The 24488-nt window shown below is 50.3% G+C and carries 19 protein-coding genes; 4 read left to right on the forward strand and 15 right to left on the reverse strand.

Annotated features, from left to right (window positions below):
* Positions 1-2 precede the first annotated feature (2 nt).
* Genes B7991_RS05525 through B7991_RS05575 form a run of 11 tightly spaced genes read right to left on the reverse strand, consistent with a single transcriptional unit; the run spans position 3 to position 11479 of the window.
* Complete coding sequence (locus B7991_RS05525; RefSeq protein WP_014546969.1) at positions 3-1517, reverse strand: NuoM family protein; 1515 nt, start codon at positions 1515-1517, stop codon at positions 3-5.
* Between the two features lie 9 nt (positions 1518-1526).
* Positions 1527-3482, reverse strand: coding sequence for an NADH-quinone oxidoreductase subunit L (gene nuoL / locus B7991_RS05530; RefSeq protein WP_088629958.1), 1956 nt, complete (start codon positions 3480-3482; stop codon positions 1527-1529).
* Entirely contained in the window at positions 3475-3780 is a 306-nt protein-coding gene (gene nuoK, locus B7991_RS05535; protein WP_014546971.1) for an NADH-quinone oxidoreductase subunit NuoK, read from the reverse strand. The genes nuoL and nuoK overlap by 8 nt, the downstream gene beginning before the upstream one ends.
* Positions 3777-4349: an NADH-quinone oxidoreductase subunit J gene (locus B7991_RS05540; RefSeq protein WP_088629959.1), complete on the reverse strand. Its 573-nt coding sequence runs from the start codon at positions 4347-4349 to the stop codon at positions 3777-3779. The genes nuoK and B7991_RS05540 overlap by 4 nt, the downstream gene beginning before the upstream one ends.
* A complete protein-coding gene (locus tag B7991_RS05545) occupies positions 4349-4822 on the reverse strand; it encodes an NADH-quinone oxidoreductase subunit I (protein WP_088629960.1) in 474 nt (157 codons plus the stop codon). Before B7991_RS05545 ends, B7991_RS05540 begins: the two co-directional genes overlap by 1 nt.
* A gap of 1 nt (position 4823) precedes the next feature.
* Positions 4824-5945 (reverse strand): complex I subunit 1 family protein, encoded by a 1122-nt coding sequence (locus B7991_RS05550; protein ID WP_014546974.1) that lies wholly within the window; start codon positions 5943-5945, stop codon positions 4824-4826.
* Positions 5946-5948: 3 nt separating this feature from the next.
* Positions 5949-7088, reverse strand: coding sequence for an NADH-quinone oxidoreductase subunit D (locus B7991_RS05555; protein WP_088629961.1), 1140 nt, complete (start codon positions 7086-7088; stop codon positions 5949-5951).
* The gene (gene nuoB / locus B7991_RS05560; protein ID WP_088629962.1) at positions 7085-8344 is read right to left on the reverse strand and encodes an NADH-quinone oxidoreductase subunit NuoB; all 1260 of its coding nucleotides are present in this window, start codon (positions 8342-8344) and stop codon (positions 7085-7087) included. The genes B7991_RS05555 and nuoB overlap by 4 nt, the downstream gene beginning before the upstream one ends.
* Entirely contained in the window at positions 8335-8715 is a 381-nt protein-coding gene (locus B7991_RS05565) for an NADH-quinone oxidoreductase subunit A (protein WP_014546976.1), read from the reverse strand. Before B7991_RS05565 ends, nuoB begins: the two co-directional genes overlap by 10 nt.
* A gap of 26 nt (positions 8716-8741) precedes the next feature.
* A complete protein-coding gene (locus B7991_RS05570; RefSeq protein ID WP_088629963.1) occupies positions 8742-9335 on the reverse strand; it encodes a hypothetical protein in 594 nt (197 codons plus the stop codon).
* Positions 9332-11479: a bifunctional (p)ppGpp synthetase/guanosine-3',5'-bis(diphosphate) 3'-pyrophosphohydrolase gene (locus tag B7991_RS05575; RefSeq protein WP_088629964.1), complete on the reverse strand. Its 2148-nt coding sequence runs from the start codon at positions 11477-11479 to the stop codon at positions 9332-9334. The genes B7991_RS05570 and B7991_RS05575 overlap by 4 nt, the downstream gene beginning before the upstream one ends.
* A 280-nt stretch (positions 11480-11759) precedes the next feature.
* Here B7991_RS05575 and B7991_RS05580 point away from each other — a divergent pair, with 280 nt between their 5' ends.
* Complete coding sequence (locus B7991_RS05580) at positions 11760-13349, forward strand: hypothetical protein (protein ID WP_254917858.1); 1590 nt, start codon at positions 11760-11762, stop codon at positions 13347-13349.
* A 70-nt stretch (positions 13350-13419) separates the two neighbouring features.
* Here B7991_RS05580 and thrH read toward each other — a convergent pair whose 3' ends face one another.
* Positions 13420-14037, reverse strand: coding sequence for a bifunctional phosphoserine phosphatase/homoserine phosphotransferase ThrH (gene thrH / locus B7991_RS05585; protein WP_088629966.1), 618 nt, complete (start codon positions 14035-14037; stop codon positions 13420-13422).
* A gap of 146 nt (positions 14038-14183) precedes the next feature.
* On the reverse strand, positions 14184-15071 hold the full coding sequence (locus tag B7991_RS05590; protein ID WP_088629967.1) for an Hsp33 family molecular chaperone HslO: 888 nt from the start codon (positions 15069-15071) through the stop codon (positions 14184-14186).
* Positions 15072-15156: 85 nt separating this feature from the next.
* On the opposite strand from B7991_RS05590, the gene B7991_RS05595 reads away from it, so the two are divergent.
* Positions 15157-15702, forward strand: coding sequence for a DJ-1 family glyoxalase III (locus B7991_RS05595; protein WP_088629968.1), 546 nt, complete (start codon positions 15157-15159; stop codon positions 15700-15702).
* Between the two features lie 339 nt (positions 15703-16041).
* On the opposite strand, the gene sufB is transcribed toward B7991_RS05595, so the two are convergent.
* Entirely contained in the window at positions 16042-17457 is a 1416-nt protein-coding gene (gene sufB, locus B7991_RS05600; RefSeq protein WP_088629969.1) for a Fe-S cluster assembly protein SufB, read from the reverse strand.
* Positions 17458-17811: 354 nt separating this feature from the next.
* Between sufB and B7991_RS05605 the strand changes: the two genes are divergently transcribed.
* Complete coding sequence (locus B7991_RS05605; RefSeq protein ID WP_254917859.1) at positions 17812-18351, forward strand: hypothetical protein; 540 nt, start codon at positions 17812-17814, stop codon at positions 18349-18351.
* 174 nt (positions 18352-18525) lie between these two features.
* Positions 18526-21105 (forward strand): InlB B-repeat-containing protein, encoded by a 2580-nt coding sequence (locus B7991_RS05610; RefSeq protein ID WP_088629971.1) that lies wholly within the window; start codon positions 18526-18528, stop codon positions 21103-21105.
* Between the two features lie 39 nt (positions 21106-21144).
* On the opposite strand, the gene B7991_RS05615 is transcribed toward B7991_RS05610, so the two are convergent.
* Positions 21145-24438 (reverse strand): type IA DNA topoisomerase, encoded by a 3294-nt coding sequence (locus B7991_RS05615; RefSeq protein WP_088629972.1) that lies wholly within the window; start codon positions 24436-24438, stop codon positions 21145-21147.
* Positions 24439-24488 lie beyond the last annotated feature (50 nt).

Below are 24488 nucleotides of genomic sequence, written 5' to 3' on the forward strand. Positions count from 1 at the left end.
TACTATAAACCTGCCGATGAAATCTTTTCAAAGATAGGTGCTATGCTCTGGTCCAGAAGTTCCGAAATCCAGCCGGGGCAAACACCGATGAACAACAAGCAGGCAACGAGAACGACAATGACCAACTTTTCGCGGAAGCATCCATCCGTGAGACTTTCGTACTTCTGCGGGAGCGGACCATGAAGCATGCGGTTCGCAGTTTGCAGAATGTAGACGGCTGTCGTCGTGATGGAGAGAATGGCGAGAATCGTCACGATGCGTGTGAGCGTGGAATCTTGCTGGAATGCGCCAATGAAGATGGTGCTTTCGGCAATGAATCCGCTAAAGCCCGGGAGGCCAAGCCCTGCAAAACCGGCAAGCACAAAGCCAACGCCGAGGAAGGGCATTTTGCGCATGATGCCGCCCATTTCCGTGATGTCACGGGTGTGGGTGCGTTCGTAAATCATGCCGATGGTCGCGAAGAAGAGTCCGGTCAAGAATCCGTGAGAAATCATCTGGAGGCTGGCGCCACGAAGTCCTATCGGCGTGAGGGCTGCAAGTCCGAGGAAGATGAGGCCCAAGTGGCTGATGGAGCTGTAAGCGGTGATGTACTTGAGGTCTTTGTGGCGAATGGCAATGAACGGGCCAAGTACCACATTGAAAATCAAGAGCGCAACAACATACGGGAGCCAAATCTTGGCGGCTTCGGGCATGAGGAACATGGCAACGCGGAGGCATCCGTAGGCACCCATTTTCATCATCACACCGGCGGCGAGCATCGAAACGGCGGTCGGTGCGGCGGAGTGACCGTCCGGGCTCCAGAAGTGGAACGGGAAGAGCGAACTCGAAACGGCGAATCCCATGAACATGAGCGGGAAAGCCCACATCTGGAAATCCATCGGGAGCGTCGTCTTTGCAATTTCAATGAGGTTCCAGCTTGTAGCGCCACTTTCGAAGTAAAGTCCGAAGAGCGTTGCTAGAATCATCGAAGAACCGAACGCGAGCGTCAACGTGAGCTTTTTACCACCGTAGTCGCGTTTGCCACTGCCGTAGCAGGCAATCATGAGGTACATGCAGAGCGCTTCCATTTCGTAGAACACGAAGAAAAGCACCAAGTCAAAGCTCATGTACACGCCGTAAACGCTTGTTGCCAAGAGCTGAATAAGCGCAAAGAAAATCTTCTGATTCCCTTTGATCTTGAGGCTTACAAGTACGCCTGCCCAGACGATAAACGCCGTGAGTGCAAGCAACAGCATGTTGAGACCGTCCGCGCCGACAATGTAGTGGGCATTGAACATCGAAAGCCACGGGATGTCCGTGAAGAATCGGAGCGCAAGCGGTGCAGCTGCCGGATCTGTCGGAGTTCCCGAGAGGGCGTAGATGGCGTAAGTCAAGTAGCAGACAATTGCAAGGACAATTGTTGCCGACGTGACGTGGATGGTTCGGAGCGTCTTTTCGTACGTGGCGGGAATCAGTACGCAGGCGAGAACCGTTAAGAGGGGGAGGACCCAAATGGAGTTAAAAAGTATTGTATTCATGGGTGCGCCTTACAGGGGAAGCTGGCCGAAGAATCGCCAAAGGAGAACGCCAACAATCAAAGTACCCAAGTAGAACGGCAGGTAGCCGGCCTGGGCAAAACGGACCAAGTCACCGAGCTTGTGGACAAACCAAACCGTAAAGGCGAGGAGTCCTTCAATCACGTAATCGTTGAATGCGCGAGCGACACGTGCGATACCGCCAAAGATAAACTGGCGGACGACGGCGTAGTACATTTCATCGAAGTAGAACTTGTGATAAATGACTTTGTAAATGCCGCTGCGGTTGGATTCGTCGAGGGCACGCTGGACTTTTGCCCACGGGCTTGCGTAAAGCACCCAGGCAATCACGAGAGCGACAACGGCAATGCCAACGGCGACAAACGGGAGCCATTCAGCATGTTCGAGCTTGACGAGCTGCGGAACATTCAACTGGCCCGGAACAAAGAACTTTTCAAAAATGCCCTTGCCGAGGATACCGCTCAAAAGTGCGGGAATTGCAAGGATGGCTATTGGGAGTGTCATCGCGAAATCTTCGTGCACATGGCCCGCCTTGACGCCTTCGTGACGCGGAGCGCCATGGAAAGCAAGGAAGAACAGACGGAACATGTAGAATGTCGTAAGTCCGCTCGTGAGGAGTGCAAGCCCAAAGACGACGTAATGATGTCCCTGGAATGCGGCGAGAATGATTTCGTCCTTGGAGAAGAATCCGGAGAACGGCGGAATGCCCGAAATGGCGAGTATCGAAATGAGCGTGCAAGCGTAAGTGAGCTTCATCTTCTTGCCGAGACCGCCCATCGCATCGAGATCGTTCGTGCCGACCTGATGGATTAAGCTACCGGCGATGAGGAACAAGCTGCACTTGAAGAAAGCGTGCGTGAAGATGTGGAATGTCGAAGCGGTCCAACCGGTAACGGCGACGACTTGACCTATTTTGCAAGCGCCAAGCGCAAACATCATGTAACCGAGCTGCGAAAGCGTGGAGTAGGCGAGAATGCGCTTGATGTCCTTTTGCGTGCAGGCGATGACGGCTGCAAAGACCATCGTGAATGCGCCGACCCACATGATGAGCGTGAGGGCGTTATCGCAAATGGCAAAGAACGGGAAGAGTCGAGCGACAAGGTAAACGCCTGCAACGACCATTGTTGCACTGTGAATGATAGAGCTGACCGGTGTAGGACCTTCCATCGCGTTCGGGAGCCAGATATGCATCGGGAACATGGCGGACTTGCCCCAGCCACCGGTGAAAATCAAGATGGAACCGAGAACGAGTGCTTCGGACTTCGGAACAGTCACAAGGCCGAGGTTGATGAACTGCTTCTGGAAATCGACCAGGCTAAGCGAATTGAGCGTCGAAAAGTCGAAACTGCCGACGACGTAGCTCACGAGCACAATGCCGAGCAAGAAGAAGCTATCGGCAAAGCGGGTGAGGATGAACGCCTGCTTGGATGCGCTCACAGCGCTTGGCTTGTGGTACCAGAAACCGATGAGCAAGTAACTCGATACGCCGACGAGTTCCCAGAAGATGAACATTTGGAAAAGGTTTGTCGCAATGACGAGGCCAAGCATGCTAAAGCTGAACAACGAGAGGAGTGCAAAGAAACGCCCGGCGGCGCGGTCTTCGCGCATGTAGCCGATGCTGTAGATGTTCACCATGAAGCTGATAAACGTGACGACCACGAGCATCATCACGGAGAGCGGGTCTACGAGCATACCTATTCTTGCGACCAGGTCCCCGATGAACGGGATAAACGTATGGTCGAACAGAATTGCCTTTTGCGGTGCAAAGTCCGAGCTGAAGTAGTGGAATGCGAGTGTGCCAGCAGCGGCAAAGGCAAGGCCGTTGCAAATGACAGCGAAAATCGCTGCGGCTTTTGCGCACTTGTTTCCGAGGAAAAGCCCGTTCACGACGAACGTGATGAGCGGGAATAATAGAATCAAATAGCCGAGAGTGATATCATCAATCATGGAGGTCCCTCAACTGGTCAACGTCAAGACTCTTATGGCGGCGGTACATGGTCACGATAATCGCAAGGGCGATGGCCATTTCGCAAGCCGTCACGGCAATGACAAAGATACTGAACAGAGCGCCTGCAGTCGCATCGTGTGCGGTGAAGTAGGCGAAACTGATAAAGTTGATGTTTGCTGCATTCAGCATGAGCTCAATGGAAATGAGCATACCGATGAGATGGCGGCGGCGCATCAGGCCCCAGACGCCAATCCCGAACAGCAAAAATGCGAGAATCAAGCAATTCAGAAGGTTCATTTGCTAGCCTCCTCTTCGGCATCTTCCTTGGTGCGGCGGGCGACCGTGATAGCGCAAATAAGCGTCATCAAGAGGAGCACGCTCACGATTTCAAACGGGATGATGAATCCGTTCGGATCGTTACCGAGCAAGCGCAAGGCGAAGTTTTGGAGTGAAGAATAATCGGCAGGGGAGTTCACGATGCCACTTGCCAGGTCCGGAGTCGGCAGCACGCATTTGACCATCACGAACACAAATGCGATGGATAGCGCAAACGCGGTGAAAATTCGCGGCATCTTTGTCGTGAAAGCGTCTTCTCCCAAATGGCTTGTGAGAAGAATCGTAAACACCACGAAAATCACGACACCGCCCACGTAAACCATCACCTGGGCAAGCGCAATGAATTCTGCGTGCATGAGCATGTAGAGGATGGCGGTCGTGACAAAGCTAAAGATGAGGAACACGGCGCTTTGCAGGATGTTTTTCACGGCAACGCAACAAACCGCCGTCATTAAAATCACGAATGCGACGACATAGAACGCAATGTCCATGCCTCCCATCGGGAATGATAAAGGCAAATCCGGGAACATTAACCTTGTCCCTCCTTCTTATTTAAAATCATTTCGAGATCGTTCGGGTCGGTTGTCGCGACTTCGAATGCGGGACTCATGCGGATGGCTCCAAACGGGCAGGCTTCTACGCAGAGGCCACACTGGGTGCAACTGGCGAAGTGGTACACGTAACGTCCGAGAACCTTCTTGCCTGCAATGTTCTTTGTGGCAAGCACGTTGATGGAGGCGTTCGGGCAGGCGCGTTCGCACATGCCGCAAGCGGTGCAGCGGTTGTTGCCGTCTGCATCTTCGATCATCTCAAGGCGGCCGCGGTAGCGGTCGTGCATTTTGAGCGTCTTGCGATTTTCGGGGTACTGTTCCGTAACGATGCGCTTAGGATTGAAAAAATACTTGAGCGTTACGGACAATCCGCAAATAAGGCTCCACGGACCCGTAATGCAACGCTTCAGGTAGCGTTTAATGTATTGAAGAGTTGAAATATTTTCGTTCATACTAACCACCAATTGCGATAAAGGCTGCGCCAGCGACGAGCAACACTAGGTTTACCGGCAAAAGGAATTTCCATTCAAAGTCCATGAGCTGGTCGACACGCGGGCGCACAAACGTCCAGCGGACCATCATGTAGCACCAGACCATAAAGTAAATCTTCGCGAAGAACCATACGACGCCAGGTACCATGTTCAAAACGTTGTCCACAGCAGCAATGCCGATGCACGGCGGGAAGAATCCACCGAGGAAGCATGTGGTCGCAAGTGCGGAGTTCGTGATGAGGGCGATGTATTCGGCAAGGTAGAACATGGCAAACGGGGTGCCATTGTATTCCGTGTGGTAACCGCCCGTAAGTTCTTGTTCTGCTTCGGCAATGTCGAAGGGAGCGCGGTTCATTTCGGCGGTACTAGAAATAAAGAAGAGGATGAACGCGATGAAACCGAGGACTGGAATCTTGAAAATCCACCAGTCAAAAATGGTTCCTTCCTGGCCCATCGTAATGCTCATGAGGTTCGTAGAACCCGAAATCATGACGACGAACAGGAGAATCATTGCAAACGAGATTTCGTAGCTGATCATCTGGGCGCCACTGCGGAGCGCACCGAGCAAGGAATACTTGTTGTTACTGCTCCAGCCGCCAAGCAAAATGCCGAGCACGCCAAAGCCGTTTACCGCGATGATGAGCGGGATGCCCATCGAGACATCGGCGACCACGAGATTCTTGTCGAACGGAATCAAGGCGCAGACGATGAACGGTGCAATCAAGACGATTAGCGGAGCCAAGTAGAACATGAGCTTGTCAGCGCCACTCGGAGCGTACACTTCCTTGAAGAGCATTTTGATCACGTCCGCGATGGTCTGGAGCGTTCCGTGCCAGCCAAGGCGCATCGGTCCCAAACGGCATTGCACGTGAGCGCAAACCTTGCGTTCCATGTAAATGAGAATCGGGGCAGAGCCGATGTTCACCACGCAGACGGCGATAATGCAAATCACAGCGTTGATGAGGAAGGCGACGACGCTGTTGAGGTCTTCGGACTGGATGTTTGCGGGCAGATATTCTGCCAAGCGCGGAACCCATTCACGGACAAAGTCGCCAATAGGATGTGTTACTGAAGGTACAAACATATATTACCTGTCAATTTCTGGAATCACGGGGTCAAGGGTTGCCATGATGGTCACGAGGTCCGAAATCTTGTGACCTTGAGCCATCTTGTTAATCGCTCCAATATGCGGGAAGCTTGGACCGCGTGTGTGGATGCGGTACGGCTTTTCACCGGTCGTTGCTGCGACAACGTATGTTGCGTAAAGACCCTTTGCGGTTTCAATTTCGCTGTAGTAGCGGCCCACGGGGAGTCGCACTGGCTTTTCCTTGCTGCGCCACGGACCTTCGGTAGGAAACTTTTCGACGCACTGGCGCAGAATCTTGAGCGATTGATGAATTTCTGCAATGCGGATTTTGTAGCGGTCGTAGCAGTCGCCGTTATGGAACACGGGCACGTCAAAGTCGAGCTGGTCGTAAATGCTATACGGGTTTGCACGGCGCACGTCAAAGTTCACACCGCTAGCGCGGAGCACAGGGCCTGAGCAACCGTAAGCGATCGCGTCTTCTTTGCTCAAAACTCCAATGCCGATGCTGCGTTCCAACACGATGATGTTTTTCGAAAGGAATCTTTCGTAGTCCTTCATCGTATCTTCCATGTGGTCGAGGAATGCTTTTACGCGCGGGATAAACGTATCCGGCACGTCATAGCGGCTGCCGCCTGGTCTAAAGAAGTTTGTCGTGAGGCGGGAGCCTGTGACTTCTTCGAGGATGTCGTGAATCATTTCACGTTCCTTGAAACCGAACAAGAGGCAGGTCTGTCCGCCAAGGTCACCGCCAAAGCAACCGTAGAACACCAAGTGCGAGGCAATGCGGCCAAGTTCTTGGAGCATCACGCGGATGTATTCGCCACGGAGCGGAACGCCCACGTTCATGCCCTTTTCAAGAGCAATCACGACGCCCAAGTTATTCTGGATGGCGGTCAAATAGTCCTGACGGTCCGACATCGCGATGTACTGCAAGTAGCTCATCGATTCCGCTTGCTTTTCCATACCGCGGTGGATATAGCCAAAGTGCGGGACAACTTCTACAATGGTCTCACCGTCCATGCGGAGCGTGAGTCGCAAAGCACCGTGAGTACTCGGGTGCTGCGGACCCATGTTGATAAAAAATTCTTCAGTATTCGATTTGCGTTCGAGGCGAAATCCCGGAGGTAACTGATGACTCATATAGGCCTCCTAATCATTTCCGGGTGAGTAAAGTCTTTACGGAGCGGGTAACCCACGAAGTCCTTGTCCAAGAAGATGCGGCGAAGGTCGGGGTGGTTTTCAAACTTGATGCCGAACATGTCGTAAACTTCGCGTTCCTTGATTTCTGCACCGGGGTAGAGGTGCGAGATTGTTGGGACGCTAGCGAGGAGCGATGTTGGGCGTTTTTCTTCGTCAATCGAGAAGTCTTTCTTGAGTTGCACGCAAAGGAAAATCTTGTGGCCGATTTCAAGGCTTCTGAGCATTGTCACCATGTCGAAGTGGTCGTCGTAGTCAATGGCGGTCACGTCAATTAGGTAATCCATCTTGAATTCAGGATCGTTCTTGACAAATTCAACGACGTTCAGGTAGTCTTCCTTTTCGAGCATGACTTCGAGCGGGCAGTCCGCAGGCATCTTGGCGACGACATCTTCTGGAGTGTCTTCACCACGTGTATGCACTGTCACGTTCGGGAATTTGGCGCGGAGCTTTGCAAAAAGTTCTTGCTGCGTAAGGCCCAAGCGCTTGAACGGCACACGTTCCACTTCCGGGAAATCCGGCTTCTTGACGCGAATCGGCTTGAAGGCGCTCTTGTAGTCCGGATTTTCTTCCTTGAACTTCGCGCGGGCTTCTGCCATTTGCTCGTCTTTCATTTCTTCGAGAGCGGCCCAGGTTTTTGCGGCTTCGCGATAGCGATCCATCGTCGAAACGTCTTTCGGTTCGCCTTCGTGCCATGGGTTGCGGCAAGTTTCCTTGAGGATCTTCTCGCGGAGCGTCAAAAGTCCGTGGAAGAGTGCTTCGGGGCGCGGCGGACAGCCAGGAACGAACACGTCAACCGGAATCAAGTTCTGTGCGCCACGAACAACGGAATAGTTGTCGTAGATGAACGGGCCGCCGCTAATCGTGCAGGCGCCCATGGCGATTACGTACTTGGGTCCTGGAATTTGTTCCCAAAGCATCTGGATGGCGGGGGCCATGCGACGGGTAATCGTTCCTGCCAAAATAAACAAGTCCGCTTGTCGCGGGGACGAGCGGAACACTTCAGAGCCAAAACGGGCAATGTCATAACGAGCCATAGAACTCGACATCATTTCGATGGCGCAGCAGCTAGTACCGTATGTCAGTGGCCAAATGGAGTTTGCACGGGCCCAGTTCACAACATAGTCGATGGCGTTTACAACGTACTTTCCACCGGGAATCGGGTCAAGAATCTTCGGAGCTAAATTAATTATTCCCATTTGAGAATTCCTTTCTTCCAGGCATAGGCGAGACCTGAAACGAGAATCGCAATGAAGATGATAAGGTCGATAACGACGACTGATGGCGGGAGCGCCGTGTGGCCTGCCATGATTTCCTTGAAGTTCATCATGACGGGGAAGAGAAACAGCGCTTCGATATCAAACACGAGGAAGAGCAAGGCGAACAAGTAGTAGCCCACCTTGAACTGAATTCTTGCGTTGCCGATGGTTTCCATACCGCATTCGTACGGTGCCATCTTGTTCTTTGTATTCTTGGTGCGGTAGCCTAGCAATAGGCCTGTGACGGTTGCCGCCGCCGCGATAAACGCGCCCAAGAAAAGGAAGATTGATAGAATGATATATTCTGACATAGTCGTTAGTTTTTAGTCAATGGTCATTAGTAGAAATTCTGCAAATCCTGAACGGTTCCGAATAGCGTATTGCCAATCTGGAAACGGTCCAGAACGTGTTTCAACAAGTCCTTAAATTCATCGATGGTGCCTGCGTTCATGGTATTCAATTTGCCTTGAATATCACTCACGAAACCGTAAACGACAGGGCTTGATTTCATGCCCTGCATTTCCCCACTCCATTGCTGCAACACTTTATCCGTATCAATTCTTGCGATAACGTATCGCGTCGTCGAAAGAAGCTCCTGCAAAAAGTGCACGAGGAAAATTTCTTCTTGCAAAATACCCCAGCGCTTGTCCTTGGAGTAAAGCGAAGAATTTTCGGCCTTGCCGTAAAAGATGGCTGCCTGCGCATATTCGAGGCATGTCATCAAGAGACGTTCGTAACGCTTGATGTCCTTGCTCAAATGCTGGTACCAGGCGTTGTTCTCTTCGGGTGTAGATTCCTTGGCTTCGGCGATTTCGTTCGGGAACAGCGCACGGAATGCGTAATACACTTCTTCGTAATAGCGGTTCCTCATGCGGCAGTTGAACGCACGGTTTTTTTGTGTGTAGTCGCAATGGTGTAGGGATGTTATCATGCTTTTTCAACCCCTCTGACGCCCTCGACTTGCCTTATCTTGGTCACAATGGCATCGACCTGGTCCTTGCGGAACGCCTTGAATTCCATACGGATGCGTCCCGTGTACTGGGCACTGGCGATACTCATTCTATCCAACGACAAGTTCTCGTCTTTCAGAACCATCAGGATGCTTAAAGGCAAGTTCCTGCGGTTGTCTGTTTCAATTGTGAGGTGCGTTGTAAATGGCTTCGAAACATCGGCGCTCCAATCGACGGGGAGGCGCTGGTCGTTCGGCAAGTCCTTGAGACAAGGGCAGTCGCTCTTGTGGACTTCGATACCGATTTGCGGGCGCATCACGCCGACAATCTTATCGCCCGGGACAGGGCCGCAGCAGCTCGCGAAATGGATGAGGAGACTGGTTTCGTGACCAATCATCAATGGCATTTCATCGGTGAGCGTGTTGTCCATGTCCTTGCCGAATTTTGGGTAGAAGCGGATGGCTGCGGTTTCCTTGGATATATCGTTTCCGCCGTTCAAGAAACGGTGGATGTCCTGGAGCGGCAGTTCGCCCTGACCAATCTTTTCGAAAAATTCGTTGAGGCTCGTCATGCCGAAGTTTTTGAGGATGTCCTCTTCCTTCGGGCGTTTGTCCTTTTCAATTTTCAGGAGGCGCAGTTCGCGAGTCCAGATTTCTTTACCGAGGCTGCGGGACTGGATGATGATGCTTGTCTTCATCCACTTGCGGAGTTCCTGCTTTGCCTTGATGGTCTTGACCATTTCAAGCCATTCCGGGCTCGGTTCCTGGTTCGGGCTCTTTAAAATCTGGATGGTGGCACCGTGCGGTACCGGTTCATCGAGACTCACAACCTTGTCGTTAATGCGTGCGCCGATGCAGTGCAGGCCAAGCTCCGTGTGTACTGCAAATGCAAAGTCCAAAACGATGGCGCCTTCGGGGAGTTCAACGGATGCTCCCTTCGGGGTGAACACCGTCATGCCTTCGGGCTTCAAGTCCACCTTCAAGAAGTCGAGGTATTCCTTGGAGTCAGAGATTTCGGATTGCAGCTTGACCATGTGATCGAGCCAGGCGAGTTCTTCACCTTCGTGCTGCGTTTCCATCTTGTAGGCCCAGTGGGCGGCAAATCCCTTTTCGGCGGTTAAGTCCATGTCCTTTGTGCGGATCTGGACTTCGACCATCTTGTTTTCGGGACCGATGACGGTTGTATGGATACTCTGGTAAAGGTTAGGCTTCGGGGTCGCGATGTAGTCCTTGAAGCGGCTTTGAAGCGGCGTCCAAAGGTTGTGAACGTAACCCAGAGCGAGGTAGCATTCCGGAATCGTCTCGACGATAATGCGGATGGCGAAAATGTCGAAGATGTCTTCGAACCCGCAACCGCGGGCAATCATCTTGTTATAGATGCTGTATATGTTCTTGGTGCGCCCCTGGATGGTGCAGTCGAAGTCTTCGAGCGCCATCTTGATCTGGAGCGGGCCAATCACGGATTGCACGTAGTTTTCGCGCTTTTCCTTATTTTCGATAAGGGCGTCGACGAGCTTTTGGTATTCGTCCGGGTTTACGTACTTGAAGCTCAAGTCTTCGAGTTCGGTTTTCAGTTTGTATAGACCGAATCTATGGGTGAGCGGTACGTAAATGTCGAGCGTTTCCTGGGCGATAATCTTACGCTTTTCGGGCTTCATGTATCGCATGGTGCGCATGTTGTGGATGCGGTCTGCGATTTTAATCATGATGACGCGCGGGTCCTTGGCCATGGCCGTAATGAGCTTACGGTAGGTACTTGCCTTTTGCGCCGTCTTGCTTGCTTCCTGGACTGCGGTAATCTTTGTCACCGCATCGACCATGAACGCCGTGTCTTCGCCAAAAAGTTCAGAAATTTCACTGAGGGTATGCGGGGTGTCTTCCACCACGTCGTGCAATAAGCCTGCGAGTACCGTTGCCTGGTCTTGCTTGAGGTCTGCAAGAATCTTGGCCACTTCGTAAGGGTGTTCTGTGTAGGGCATGCCGCTCTTGCGGTATTGACCATCGTGGGCATCGGCAATAAAGGCTATAGCTTTTCTAAGAATCCCTTCGTCAAGTTTGGGATTCTTCTTAAGGAGCACACTTACAATGTGCTCTTGGTTCGTTGTAAATTTAGCCTGATCCATCATTCTCAATTTATCTAATAATTTGATACTTATGCGGCTTTTTTTCGAAAATATGCCAAAAATAAGACGAAAAAAGCATCGACTTGACTAGAAAAAAGGAAAAATGGAAAATTTCCAGTTTGCGGGTAGATGCATCTGAATGAGTGCGTTGTAACTGTTACAACAAAAAAGTTATTACACCTCGCCCAAAATTTTTAGAATAGATTAATTTAAAGGACAACAATTCCGCCGAATTCACGGCTGTTGTTGGGGTTGGTATACAATGAATAAGTGGATGAAAGTAATGCCAGTGGCAGTTGCTGCCTTTGGCTTATGGGCGTGCGGCGATGAAGCTATGACTTCTGCCGCGCAATGTACAACAAAAGAATGCTTGGAACAGGTGGGGCAATCCGCTGGAATTATTTCTGGTGGAGAATCTAGCTCCAGTTCGTACGCCGAAAATAGCGTAGAATCAAGTTCTGATGACGGTTCTGGCAGTCAGGGACCTGATTCTTCTGCAGATGCACAATCTCCGACGAGTAGTTCTGATGTCGCTATTTCTAGCGGTGCATCTAGTAGTAGTGTCCTTGGACCTCAACTTTCGTCGAGTAGCGATGCTTTGCCTGGAAGCAGCAGCGATGCTGTCTCTAGTTCTAGCCGTGGACATCAACATTCTAGTTCGTCTGCAACAAAGCCGGAAGTCTCTAGCTCTAGCGAATCAACGCCTCCGTCTCCGGTAAATGAATTTGTCGAAGACCATCGCAGTGAATGCCAGATTGGCAATATTCCTTCAAGCGTGAACAACGCAAAACTTCCGGATCCGTTCAAAAAGCTCGATGGCACGCGCATTTCTTCGAAGGCAGATTGGAAATGCCGTCGTGAAGAAATTGGTGCCATGTACGAAAAGCTCATGTTCGGTACAAAGCCGCGCAATCCTGAAAAAGTCGAAGGCTCGTATTCTGGCGGAAAGCTCACCATTAAGGTCACAGACAAGGGCAAATCCGGTTCGTTCTCCGTGAAAATCAGCAACGCCGGTACCAAGGACAAGCCGAAGCCTGCGATGATCGGTTTTGGCGGTGGCATGATGGGCGGTTGCGGAAGCCTCGGCAACGCAACGAACGGTCTTGACATCGCTCAGATTACGTTTAACCCGGATGACGTCGCTCCAGAAAGCGGTGGCGGTATGTTCTTCCAGCTTTATAACCAGGGACAGGGCACCATCATTGCATGGGCTTGGGGCGTAAGCCGCATTATCGACGCTCTCGAAAAGACTCCTGAAGCGGGTATCGATGTGAAGCACCTCGCTATGACGGGTTGCTCTCGCTGGGGTAAGGGTACTCTTGCCGTGGGTGCATTCGATGAACGTATTGCCCTCACGATTCCGCAGGAATCCGGTTCCGGTGGCGCATCGCTTTGGCGTGTGGGCGCTCAGGTCAACAAGCAGAAGGGTAAGCAGTTCGTTCAGGGCTTGAGCAGTGCCGGTACCGAAGGCAAGTGGATGATTTCTAGTTTCAAGAACTACGATGGCAAGGAAAATACGCTCCCGTTTGACCAGCACATGTTGGTGGCTATGGTGGCTCCGCGTGCGCTCCTCATTCTCGACAATGCAGGTCAGGAATGGTTGGGCGAAGTTCCGTCGAACTATTGCGGACAAGCTTCTAAGGAAGTTTATGACGCTCTCGGTGCAACGGAAAATTACACCTACAGCCAGGAAGGCGGTCATGGTCACTGCCAGCTTCCGAACGGGCAGTTTGACGAAGTCAAGGACTTTATGAACAAGTTCTTGCTCGGCAAGGATGCCAAGACGGGTAAGATTGACTACACCAAGAATACTCAAACCATCAACTTCAAAAAGTCTGAATGGATTGATTGGGAAACGCCTAGCTTGAAATAATGCTGCGGTAGACTCGTTAATCGAGAATCGCGGAACTTAAAAAAGGCCTCGCAATCGCGAGGCTCTTTTCTTATAAAGAATCCTGGAACTTGTGGAATTTGTCCAAAAGTTCTGCGTAGGTCTTTGTGGTTTCGAGCTGCGGGAACTGTGTCACGATGGAATCCGGAGCACAGAAGAAACAGCCCTTGTCGGCCTGCTTGAGCATGCCCGTGTCGTTGAAGGAATCGCCCGAGGCGAACACCTTAAAGTTGAGTTCCTGCAAGTGCTTTACGACCTTCGTCTTCTGGTCGCTCATGCGCAAGTGATAACCCTTGATCATGTCGTTTTCAACCACGAGATTGTGGCAGAAAATTGTCGGGAATCCGAGATTCTTCATGATGGGGTAGGCGAATTCCTGGAATGTGTCCGAGAGAATGATCACCTGGGCTTCGTCGCGGAGCGTGTCCATGAAGTCGCGGGCGCCGTCGAGGAGTCCGAGGTTTGCGATAACGTTCTGGATGTCAGAGAGCTTGATGTTTTCGCGTTCGAGAATCTTGATGCGGCCCTTCATGAGCACATCGTAGTCGGGAATGTCGCGAGTGGTGAGGCGGAGGTCCTTGATGCCCGTCTTTTCGGCGACGGCAATCCAGATTTCTGGTGCAAGAACGCCTTCCAGGTCAAGAGTGACAACACATTGCTTAGTAAACATGATTTTAGGTGTTAGGTTGTAGGTTTTAGGTGGTTGTGGCTTAAGGGTCTTTAGCTATTAGTCATTAGTTGTTAGTAGATAATTGTGCTTACGGCACCAAACTTTAAAAAACTAAAGACCATTGACTAATGACTATTGACCTAGCACTATATTTTCTTATTTCTCTCGTCTATAATTTCTTGCATGTCGGCAGGTGTAATCGTGTAGTTCGTGCGGCAGAAGTCGCAGACAACGTTTAGGTCCTTGTTTTCGCTGCTGAGTTCTTGCAGGTCCTTGAGCGGGAGCGTTGCAAGTGTAGCTAGCATGCGGTCCTTGCTGCACGGGCAGAACGGCTTCGGGTCGATTTCGCGCACCACTTCGATGTCGTACGGGCCGCGGAGCTGGTCCAAAAGTTCGTCAAGGTCAAATCCCTTGTCTGCCTTGTACATGTCACAGAACTTCGGGAGATTTTGCACGATGACTTCGATCAGGTTAATGTCCTTGTCCTCGAGGTCAGGGAATGCTTCGATGTAGAAGCCTGCGGCATAATCAAGAACGCTCGGGTCCTGTGCATTGAACCTGGCTTCGATACCCACGGCAGAACGAATCTGTTCGGACTGCAGGAGGTACATGGCGAGGTTTTGGCCCATTGAAACGGAAGGAGCCTCGATAATGCTTTCGTGGACTCGCTTGCCCTGTTCGTTCAGCTTGACGACGCTGACGTGCTGCGGCACGAGGGCCGGTTCGTTGGCTCCGATGGCCTGGAGTTCTGCCTGCGGAATCATGGCGCGGACAAGACCCATAGGAGTGGAGTCGGTTTGAATCTTCGTGATCTCGCCACCGTATGTAGTGGTGTAAGAAACTGTTCCTGCGAACTTGAGGCCTGCACTAAGGAATATGCTTGCAATGGAGTTCTCGGCAAGCAACTTGAGGGCAAAACCCTTGGCGTTGTGGTGACGGCCGATTTCGTTCATGGTCTCTGTCAAATCGACCACGATAAGGCGGAAGGGCGTTTTTTTGCCCGTCGCGCGGATGATTCTATCTTTGAAATTCATACCTTAAATATAGAATTTAGTGGATTTATTGACCCTAGATAGATTGAAAAAAGCTATAATAACTAAGTACATAAATGGAGGTATTATGCAAATTCTCGTCCTGTTGGCAGATGGATTTGAAGAAATTGAATTCGTGGTTCCTGTAGATTTGTGGCGCCGTGCCGGATTCAAGGTAACGGTAGCTTCTGTTTCGGGAACCGACATAGTTGAAGGCCTTCGTGGGCTTAAAATTCAGTCCGATGTGGCGTTGAGCAAACTGGAACCGACCGATTTCGATGCTGTTTTCTTGCCGGGTGGCGGTGTTGGCGTGCAGAATCTCAAGGCCAGCGCTGCGGTTGAAAATACTATTTGCAGCCTCAATGATGACAATAAGTGGGTGCTTGCCATTTGTGCTGCTCCGACAGTCCTCAGCAAGGCTAGAATCCTCGTAGATCGTAAGGCAACTTGCTACCCTGGATGCGAAACGGATCTTGTATGCCGTGAATTTTCCGAAGATCGCGTTGTTGTTGACGGTAATATCATTACAAGCCGTGGCCCGGGTACGGCTGAGGAATTTGCTCTAAAGTGCATTGCTGAAATGAACAGCGCTGAACTTTCTGAACAAATCCAAAAACAAATCGTTGCGCGCTAGCTTATTTGTATTATGGACGTATCATGGCTGATTTGCTCATGATTTCCCATAAATAAAGGCTTTTTAAGCAAAATGTAATTGTGATTTCCCTGCAATTTTGTAGGGGAATTTTTTTATAGACGGTTTATAATTTGTTTATTCATTCTTAAGTTGTTAGTCAATAAGTACAATGTTTGTACGATAAAATATTTTTTTATTAAAAATTGAATTTAGGTGACACATTATATTGTAAAAAATGCTATATATAAAGTACTCCATATACACCAATAAGGGTCGGAAACTAAAATTTCCGGCCCTTTCCTTTTTGAATTAAAAGTCCACAGTTGTGTATTTGGGGTGTTAACCGACGCTGTGCTCGAGCTTGAGGGTGAGGAGCTGGCGTGCTTCGGTGGCAAATTCGCCCGGGAGTTCCTTGAAAACGTCCTTGCAGAATCCGCCCACCATCGCTTGTATAGCGTCTTCGCGCTTGATGCCGCGGCTTTCGAAGTAGAATAGCTGGTCTTCGCTGATACGGCTGGTCGTAGCTTCGTGCTCGGTCTGGGCGCTTGCGTTTGCTACGGTGATGTAGGGGAACGTGTGGGCGGCGCTCTTGGTGCCGACGAGCATGCTATCGCACTGGGTGTAGTTGCGGGCGCCTGTAGCGGACTTGCGGATGCTCACTTCGCCACGGTAGGCGTTGCTGGAGTAGTCGGCGCTGATGCCCTTCGAAATGATCGTGCTCTTGGTATTTTTGCCGATGTGGATCATCTTCGTGCCGGTGTCTGCTTGCATGTGGCCGTTCGTGAGGGCCACGCTGTAGAATTCGCCAACGGAATTGTCGCCCTGCAAGATGCAGCTCGGGTACTTCCACGTGATGGCGGAACCCGTTTCGACCTGCGTCCAGCTGATGCGGCTGTTCTTGCCTGCGCACTTGCCACGCTTCGTGACGAAGTTGTACACGCCGCCTGCGCCCGTTTCGCGGTCGCCTGCGTACCAGTTCTGCACGGTAGAATACTTGATGCTTGCGTTTTCCTTGGCCACGAGTTCCACGATAGCGCTGTGCAACTGCTTGCTTGAAAATTCCGGCGCGGTGCAGCCTTCGAGGTAGCTCACGCTCGCGTCGTCATCGGCGATGATCAATGTGCGTTCGAACTGGCCTGCTTCCTTGTTGTTGATGCGGAAGTAGGTGGAAAGGTCCATTGGGCACTTGACTCCAGGCGGAATATAGACGAAGCTTCCGTCGCCAAAGACTGCACTGTTGAGGGCCGCAAAGTAGTTGTCGCCAGCGGGGACCACGCTCCCGAGATATTCCTCGATAAGTTCGGGGTATTCCTTGATGGCGTCGCTGATAGAGCAGAAGATGATGCCCATTTCCATGAGCTTCTTCTTGTGGCTTGTGTAAATGCTGACGGAATCGAACACGGCATCGACGGCGACGTTCGCGAGTCGCTTCTGTTCGTCGAGCGGGATGCCGAGCTTTTCAAAAGTCGCCAAGAGTTCCGGATCTACATCTTCGATTTTTTCGTGGCTCTTCTTGGTTTTCGGTGCGGAATAGTAAACGATGTCCTGCAAATCGACAGGATTGAAGTGGAGCTCGCCCCAGTTGGGCTGTTCCATCGTCTTGAGCTTTTCGTAGGCTCTCAAGCGAAAATCGAGCATGAACTGTGGTTCGCCGCGAAGCGCTGACGCCCTGCGGATGATATCCTCGTTAAGGCCTTTTTCGAAGGCTTCGTTTTCAATATCAGTGACAAATCCATATTTGTAATTTTCGCTCATCTTTAACCCGCTTTAAACGAGTGCAAAGATAGTAAAATGTGGGAGCGATTCCAAAGGAAATGTCCCCAATTCTGGTTTAACCTATAGATGTGGTAGGTTTTCCTTGCACGTCATTCTGAGTGGCGAATAGCCACGAAGAATCCAGTGCTTTGTTTTTTGAGTGCTTGTCACCCCGGACTTGTTCCGGGGTCGCCATCCTTGCGCGTCATCCTGAACGCGAAGCGTGAAGGATCCAGTGACAGAACTTATTGCCTTTGTCACCCCGGCCTTGTGCCGGGATCGCCTTTCTTGTCATGCCCGACATCAGTCTTTTTTGATGGAAAATTTTATATTTTGTCTAAAGTGGTATTGCTGATGAAAATGATAAAATTGCTTAGTTCTGTTTGTGTATTGCTTTTGACGAGTTGCTCTTTTTTTAGGTCTGCTGATTGGTCTGATTCGTCTGATTGGCCGGCTGATAAGGGAATCACTTTTGTTGAAATTTCTTTAGAGGGACGTGATTCTGCAACGGTTAATATAATGAATAGTGCAAATTCTTTTATGTCTAAATTGTCTCTAAAAAAAGGTTCTCACCTTTATTCGCTGGCTTTGGATGAGGGTGAATGCGTATTTCGCGGCTTGGACTATAATTATGAGTCATCTTTGTCAAGTTCTTATTATAAAAGTCGTCCTTTAATTTCTGAAGAATCTAAGGATAGAGGTGGCTTTGAATACTGCGTTCCTTGGAAAACTGAAAAAGGTATTGTGACAATTTATGGGAAAATGTTATTTAATGTTGTCGAAAATGATGATTTTTATTTGAGATGTGATTTGACCGATTCGATACACCGAGCTGTTTGGGAAAAGGCCAAGGCTCTCTATCCTCAAACGTTTGAAGCTTTGAAGAAAAAATAAATATGCATACGATTGTTTGCTTGTGAGCTTTGTTGCTTTTGGGGCTTATATGCAACGCATGCAACAAAATCGTCATCCGCTTGTTTTGAAATGAGCGTACAGTGATTCTATTGTTCTCTTTAATTTGTACATTATTAGTGCTCGATAAAACTTTTTAATGATTATATTAAAGATATGAAGTGTTTGTATTCAATATTATTGCTGTTGTCTTTGGGGAGCTACTGCTTTGCTGCAGTAGGTGACACGCGGACTATCACTTACCACCTAAACGGAGGTGTAAACAACCCTGCGAACCCGGATAGCTACGTTGTCGTAAAGGACACGAGTAGCGACTTTTACTCATCCGTAATATCTGACACATGCAAGATTACACTCCTCGAGCCGACTCGCGAAGGTTCTCGGTTTCTGGGGTGGTTTGAGGAATCTTCTTATGGTTTTTACTCCACACCTAAAAAAACTATATCCCGTTGCAGTGGAAGCAAATACACGTTGGTTGCGCTTTGGGCTCCCGAAATCAAGAAGCCTCAGTTAAATGATGACAGCTGTTACCAGATCACCACCAAGGAGGAACTTTATGCCGTTCCCGATCTTTCCGCCTTTGCTTGTATAGAACTCCAGAATGATATCGTGGTCAATGAAAATCTGCTGGATGCGGACGGGAATCCGGACTCCACCCGCAAAGACATCATGTTCTGGCAGCCATTTGAATTTGGCGGGATATTTGAGGGCAACGGTCACACCATTTCGGGACTTTATTCCAAAACAGCTGGAGAAGCAGGCTTTTTTTCTAAGCTCTATATAGTAGCCGGCAAGCCCCCTGTTGTAAGGAACTTGGGCATTAAAGATTCCTATTTTGAGGGAAGTTCTTATGCGGGAGGTATTGCCGCACATATAGACCAGTCGGCACTTTTGGTCGATGTTTTTAGCAAAGCAACGGTTGTTTCCGGTAGCAGCGCCGGAGGCATTGTCGGTACAATCGTAAGCCACAAAGACTGGTCATGCCTTAGTGCTCCGCCTGCTCTGACAAAGCGTGCACCGGCATTGTCCGAATGGCCAACAATGGCCCCGAATAACGTGGCAAAAATTATCAATGCGTACAATGCTGGCCGCATTACAGGAGCTTCTAACGATTGGGCCGGAACCGGAGGTATTGTCGGGGAAGCGCAGGATTTTATCCTCGAGAACGCTTTCAACGTCGGAACTGTTTCTGGCGATGCCATTTTTGGCTACCATGATCTTGATTGGTGTTTCTACGACAGTTCCCGCCACCATGTTGAAATCAAGAACGCCTACTATGCCGGCGATGCGACTGCCAAATACGGTGGATCAAAAGCGACAGCGAACGAATTCAAGGACGGGACCGTTCTAGGCAAATTACAGGAGGGTTCCTATGGTGCCGCATGGGAACAAAACATAGGCACGAATTCGCACCCGGTTTTAACTTCCAAAGTGAAGTATTATCTTGACTATAAACTGAACGGTGGCAAAAACAGCGATCAAAATCCCAAGTACTACACAAGCGATACCACCATTATTTTGGCAAGCCCCACAAAGGCAGGCGACACCTTTGAAGGGTGGTTTACCGATAGCCTTTATAAAGAAAGAATCGATACCATCAAGGTCGGGACAAAAAAATACTACACTCTTTACGCCAAGTGGGAAAGCGAATATTTTGTGACCTATGTTGCCTATGGCGGCACAGATTCCGAAACCAATCCTTCGCGCTGGTCCTCGGATTCCGCCGCCTATACGCTTAAGGGATTAGAAAAAGTAGGCTACACTTTTGACGGCTGGTACGCCGATTCTACGTTTAAAACGCCTGTGAAAGAACTTACTAAGGATCGTCATGACGACATTACATTATATGCAAAGTGGATAACGAACAACTATAAAATTACCTACCACTTGAACGGCGGTGTGAACAATCCCGGAAATCCGGCGACATTTAATTTCGACACCACTGTCACCTTAAAAGAACCAACTCGTGAAGGCTTTGTTTTTGTAGGCTGGTTTGATAAACTCACCTATGCTAATGAAATAAAAGATTTCCCGCAAACGGACTACTTCAGCCGCGATTTCGACCTTTATGCACATTGGTACCCCGAACCTAAGAAACCTGCCACAAACGAAAATGGTTGCTACATCATCTCAGATCGCAATGAATTGTACTGGTTTGCTTTGTACACGAGCGACAAACTCGATGGCATCAAGGTCATGGAAAACCACCCCTGCGCCTGGCAGAAAAACGACATTGTCGTCAATGAAGCCCTTGTAGATGCCAACGGCAATTGGGTGGACGGAATTGTACTGTGGCAGCCCATTGGTGTGCTGAGCAGAGGCGAAACGACTCCTGTTTACTATGCCAACAACCATAGTATTTCGGGACTGTTTATCAACGATTATTACAGCCAATCCGTATGGGAAGAATTTTTCTGGCATCCGGATGATGCCGGCTCCTTCCCAAATTTTGTGAATAGTTGCGTAAACACAAATAATGGTACCATCTGGTCGAATGCGAAGATATCGCTTCGCGCGATTCCCAAGATGCCTTCGTTTGGTGTCAAAGCCGCGGGTCGTATGCTGCAAGTCTATGGGGCCCAAGTGGGGGCAAAGGTAAGTGTGTTCGACATGCAGGGCCGAGTAATTGCCAGTGGATTGGTAAATGATGCCGGAAACGTTGCACTTGAAATGAGCCTTGCCGGCAGTTATCTAGTTCAGGTGGGGCGCCAAGTGCACAGAATCGATGTAAAATAGGGATTTTCTTGTCATGCCCGACTCCGATCGGGCATCTCCCTACTTTTTAGAAATCACTTCCACAGTCAACTTATTAAACGCTATCTTGCCGCCTTCGCGCAGTTCTAGCGCAGCCCTGAATGTCGTATCGTTCTTTTTGAATGGTTCAAGGATAGGCGTGGATTTGTTCTTGAGGAGCGTTTCGACTTCTTCGTCGGAAAATTCACGCTTGAAGAATGTTTTGGGAATCCCGTAATTGCAGGCGGGGTTCATGCACACGTATGCCGCGAGCGTTTGCACTTCTCCGTTTGGCGTTTGCGTGGTCGTGCCGCTACGGAATCGCAGTTGGTCGCCGCAGCAAGGGCAGGGAAGGTCTCTATGGACGAATTCAAAGCTTGTGCGGCCGTCTTCACCGAGCTTTAGATAAGCGTCGAATTCCGTCCCTTTCTTGCTTTTGAATCCGGTCAACAGTTCTGTCTTGCCGCCGGTGAGGAGCGCCTTGATGTCAGCAACGCGGAGCTTTTTGCCAGCAACAGATTTGAACAAGGTAAAGTTGCAAGCCGGACAGAAAATGGCGTTCTTGTTTTCTTCGAGTTTCTTTTTGCAGAGCGGGCAGTTGAACTTGGTTTCGGTGCCGTGGAAATGACCGTCGTTCTCGAAGGCGAATGTCGCCTTGAAATCCTTGTCCCAGACGACTTTGGCGTTGAAAGTTGTGCCTTTCTTGGTCAAGAATCCGCTGATGATTTCTGTCGTGCCGTTGTTGAAAAGTTCCGCAATTTCCGTGTCGCTCATGACATGCCCGGCAATTGTCTTGTAGAAAACGAAGTCGCAAGTCGGGGCTGTGTCCGGTGTGAGTGTGGGGTCGCCATTTTCGTTGTTCGAAGTGGTGACGTCGTTCCCTTCGCAGATGAGGCGGTTGCCGGAATCCAAAAGCGTCTTGCCGCACTTGGGGCATTTATAATTGGTTGGCGTTTTGGCGCGAGCGTCATCAGAAAATTCAAAGCCGATGTTGCCGTCATCGCCTAATGTGAGCGTGGCGCTGAATGTCGTTCCTTTTTTGCTCTTGAAACCGCTGAGCAAATCGGACTTGCCGGTTTTCAGGAGTGTCGCCATTTCGGCGTGGCTCAGTGTGCGGCCTGCAATGGTGTGGCCAGCCTTAAAGCCGCATTCCTCATTTTTGCAAACGTAGCCCCACGGCGCAATTTCGAGCGGGCTAGAACATTTCGGGCATGGAATCGCGTCGGTGACAGTTTCGCGTTCGAACTGGCTGCCGTATTTTTGACGCAGATGTTCGAAGAGTTCCTTGACGTAATTCACGATGCCGTCGCGGAATTCAATCGGCGTGAGCTTGCCTTTCTCGACTTGCGAAAGCTTGAATTCCCATTCGCCGGTCATTTCGGGCGATTTGACTTTTTCGTCCATGAGCGCGATGACTTCGCGTCCGCGCTGGGTGCTAACAAGATAATTCTTTTGCGCTTCGATGAATCCGCGCTTTTTGAGCGTCTCGATGATGCCTGCTTGCGTGGCTGGAGTTCCGAGACCGCGTTCTTTCATGGCTTCGGCAAGTTCTTCATTTTCGATTTGCTTGCCTGCTGTTTTCATCGCGGCAAGGAGCGTCGCTTCGGTGAAGTACTTGGGCTTGCTCTTCTTTTTCTTTTGCTGTTCCAGGCTGTCGAAAGGCGCGTGGTCGCCGACATTCCATTCCGGGAACGTCTCGACGATATTCGTGATATCATCGCCATCGCCTTTGCCTTCGGCATCTGCACCCTTCGCATCACTTGTCATGCCGGACTCTGTTCCGGCATCGCCTTTTTTCTTTTTCGACGGTTTCTTCTTTTCTTCCTTGGCGAGCGCCCGGAATCCCAAATCCTCATTCCGCTTGAGCTTTAGGCGGAACAGTTCTGGCGCGACTCTCGCCTCAGCTGTCATTCCCGCCTCTGAGCGGGAATCTCCATTTTCGTTGCCTGCCTCTAGCAGAACTTCCATTTCGCTCCAGACATACGGCTTGAGCCATGCTTGCACAAAGCGTTCCTTGGCAAGCTTGTAGATGTTCTCTTCCATCTCTGGGAGATTTTGTGGTTCTTCTCCCGTGGGGATAATGGCAAAGTGGTCTGTGACTTTGCTAGAGTTGATGAAGACAAAGTTTTCATTGCCATCGCGCATGACGGATTTTTCTTGCGCTGTGGCAAGTCTTTGTGCAAGCGCGTATGCTTCTTGCTGCATCGTATCCGGCAGGTATTGCGAGTCCGTACGTGGGTAGGTGAGCAACTTCTTTTCGTACAAGTTTTGGGCGCAGTCGAGAACTTGCTGGGCGCTGTATTTAAAACGCTTGTTGCCCTCTTTTTGCAGCTCCGTCAAGTCGAACGGTTTTTGTGGGAACTGCTTTTTTTGCTGGATGTCAATCTTTGCAATTGTCGCTTCTTCCGGCGGCGAACATTTGTCTATAACAGCTTGCGCCGGCTCTTCTTTCTCGAAAATCGCAACTTTTAAATTGCTTTGTTTGTCCGCCGCGACCTTCGCTTCCGCGGCTGTTTCTGCCTCACTTGTCATTCCGGCCTCCGTGCCGGAATCTCCTTGACTGTCACTGGATCCTTCACGTTGTTCAGGATGACGTTGTCCCCTTTCGTCTTTCGTCTCTCGTCTATCGTCTAATAACTGCGCCTGGAACCCTTTCCATGTTCCCACAACGCTGTAATAAAACAGTTCCTTGAACTGCTCGACAATCGCATCGCGTTCCACGACCAGGTTCAGCGTTGGCGTCTGCACACGCCCCACCGAAATCATCTTTCCGCGCCCGGCAGTGAGCGTGTAAGCTCGTGTTGCATTCAGCCCGACCATCCAGTCGGCACGCTGGCGGAGCCTTGCCGCATAGCTCAAGTTCAAACGCTCTGTCGCATCTTCCAGATTCTTCCAAGCCTTGTCCAAATCCTTCGCCACATAGCTGTTCACCCACAAACGCTTGATCTGCTTTTTGCGAAAGTCCGGCGTGTAGTCGAGAATCAAGTCGAAAATCAAATTACCTTCACGGCCCGCGTCCGCGCCGTTCACAAGAACATCCGCCCTTGCCATCATGTCGCGCACAACCGCGAGCTGCTTTCGCGTGCTCTCGATTTCCATCAACTTGAATTTTTCGGGCAAAAGTGGTAGGTTCGAAAGTCGCCAACCGCCCTCGAAACCGGGGTAGGCGTCCAACGGTGCAAGCGTAATCAAGTGACCCACGCACCACGTGATACAATGGTTCTTGCCGATTAGGCATCCGTCGCCTTGTGTAAACTTTTCACCCTCAATACGCTCCAGCATCGGCTTGTAATGTTGATTGGCGACAGAAGGTTTTTCGGCGACGAGTAAAATCATAATTGCCGAAAAATATAATTTAATTCTTGAGAGGCTTGTAGGAGTATTAA

The sequence above is a fragment of the Fibrobacter sp. UWB3 genome, assembly GCF_002210405.1.
GTDB lineage: Bacteria > Fibrobacterota > Fibrobacteria > Fibrobacterales > Fibrobacteraceae > Fibrobacter.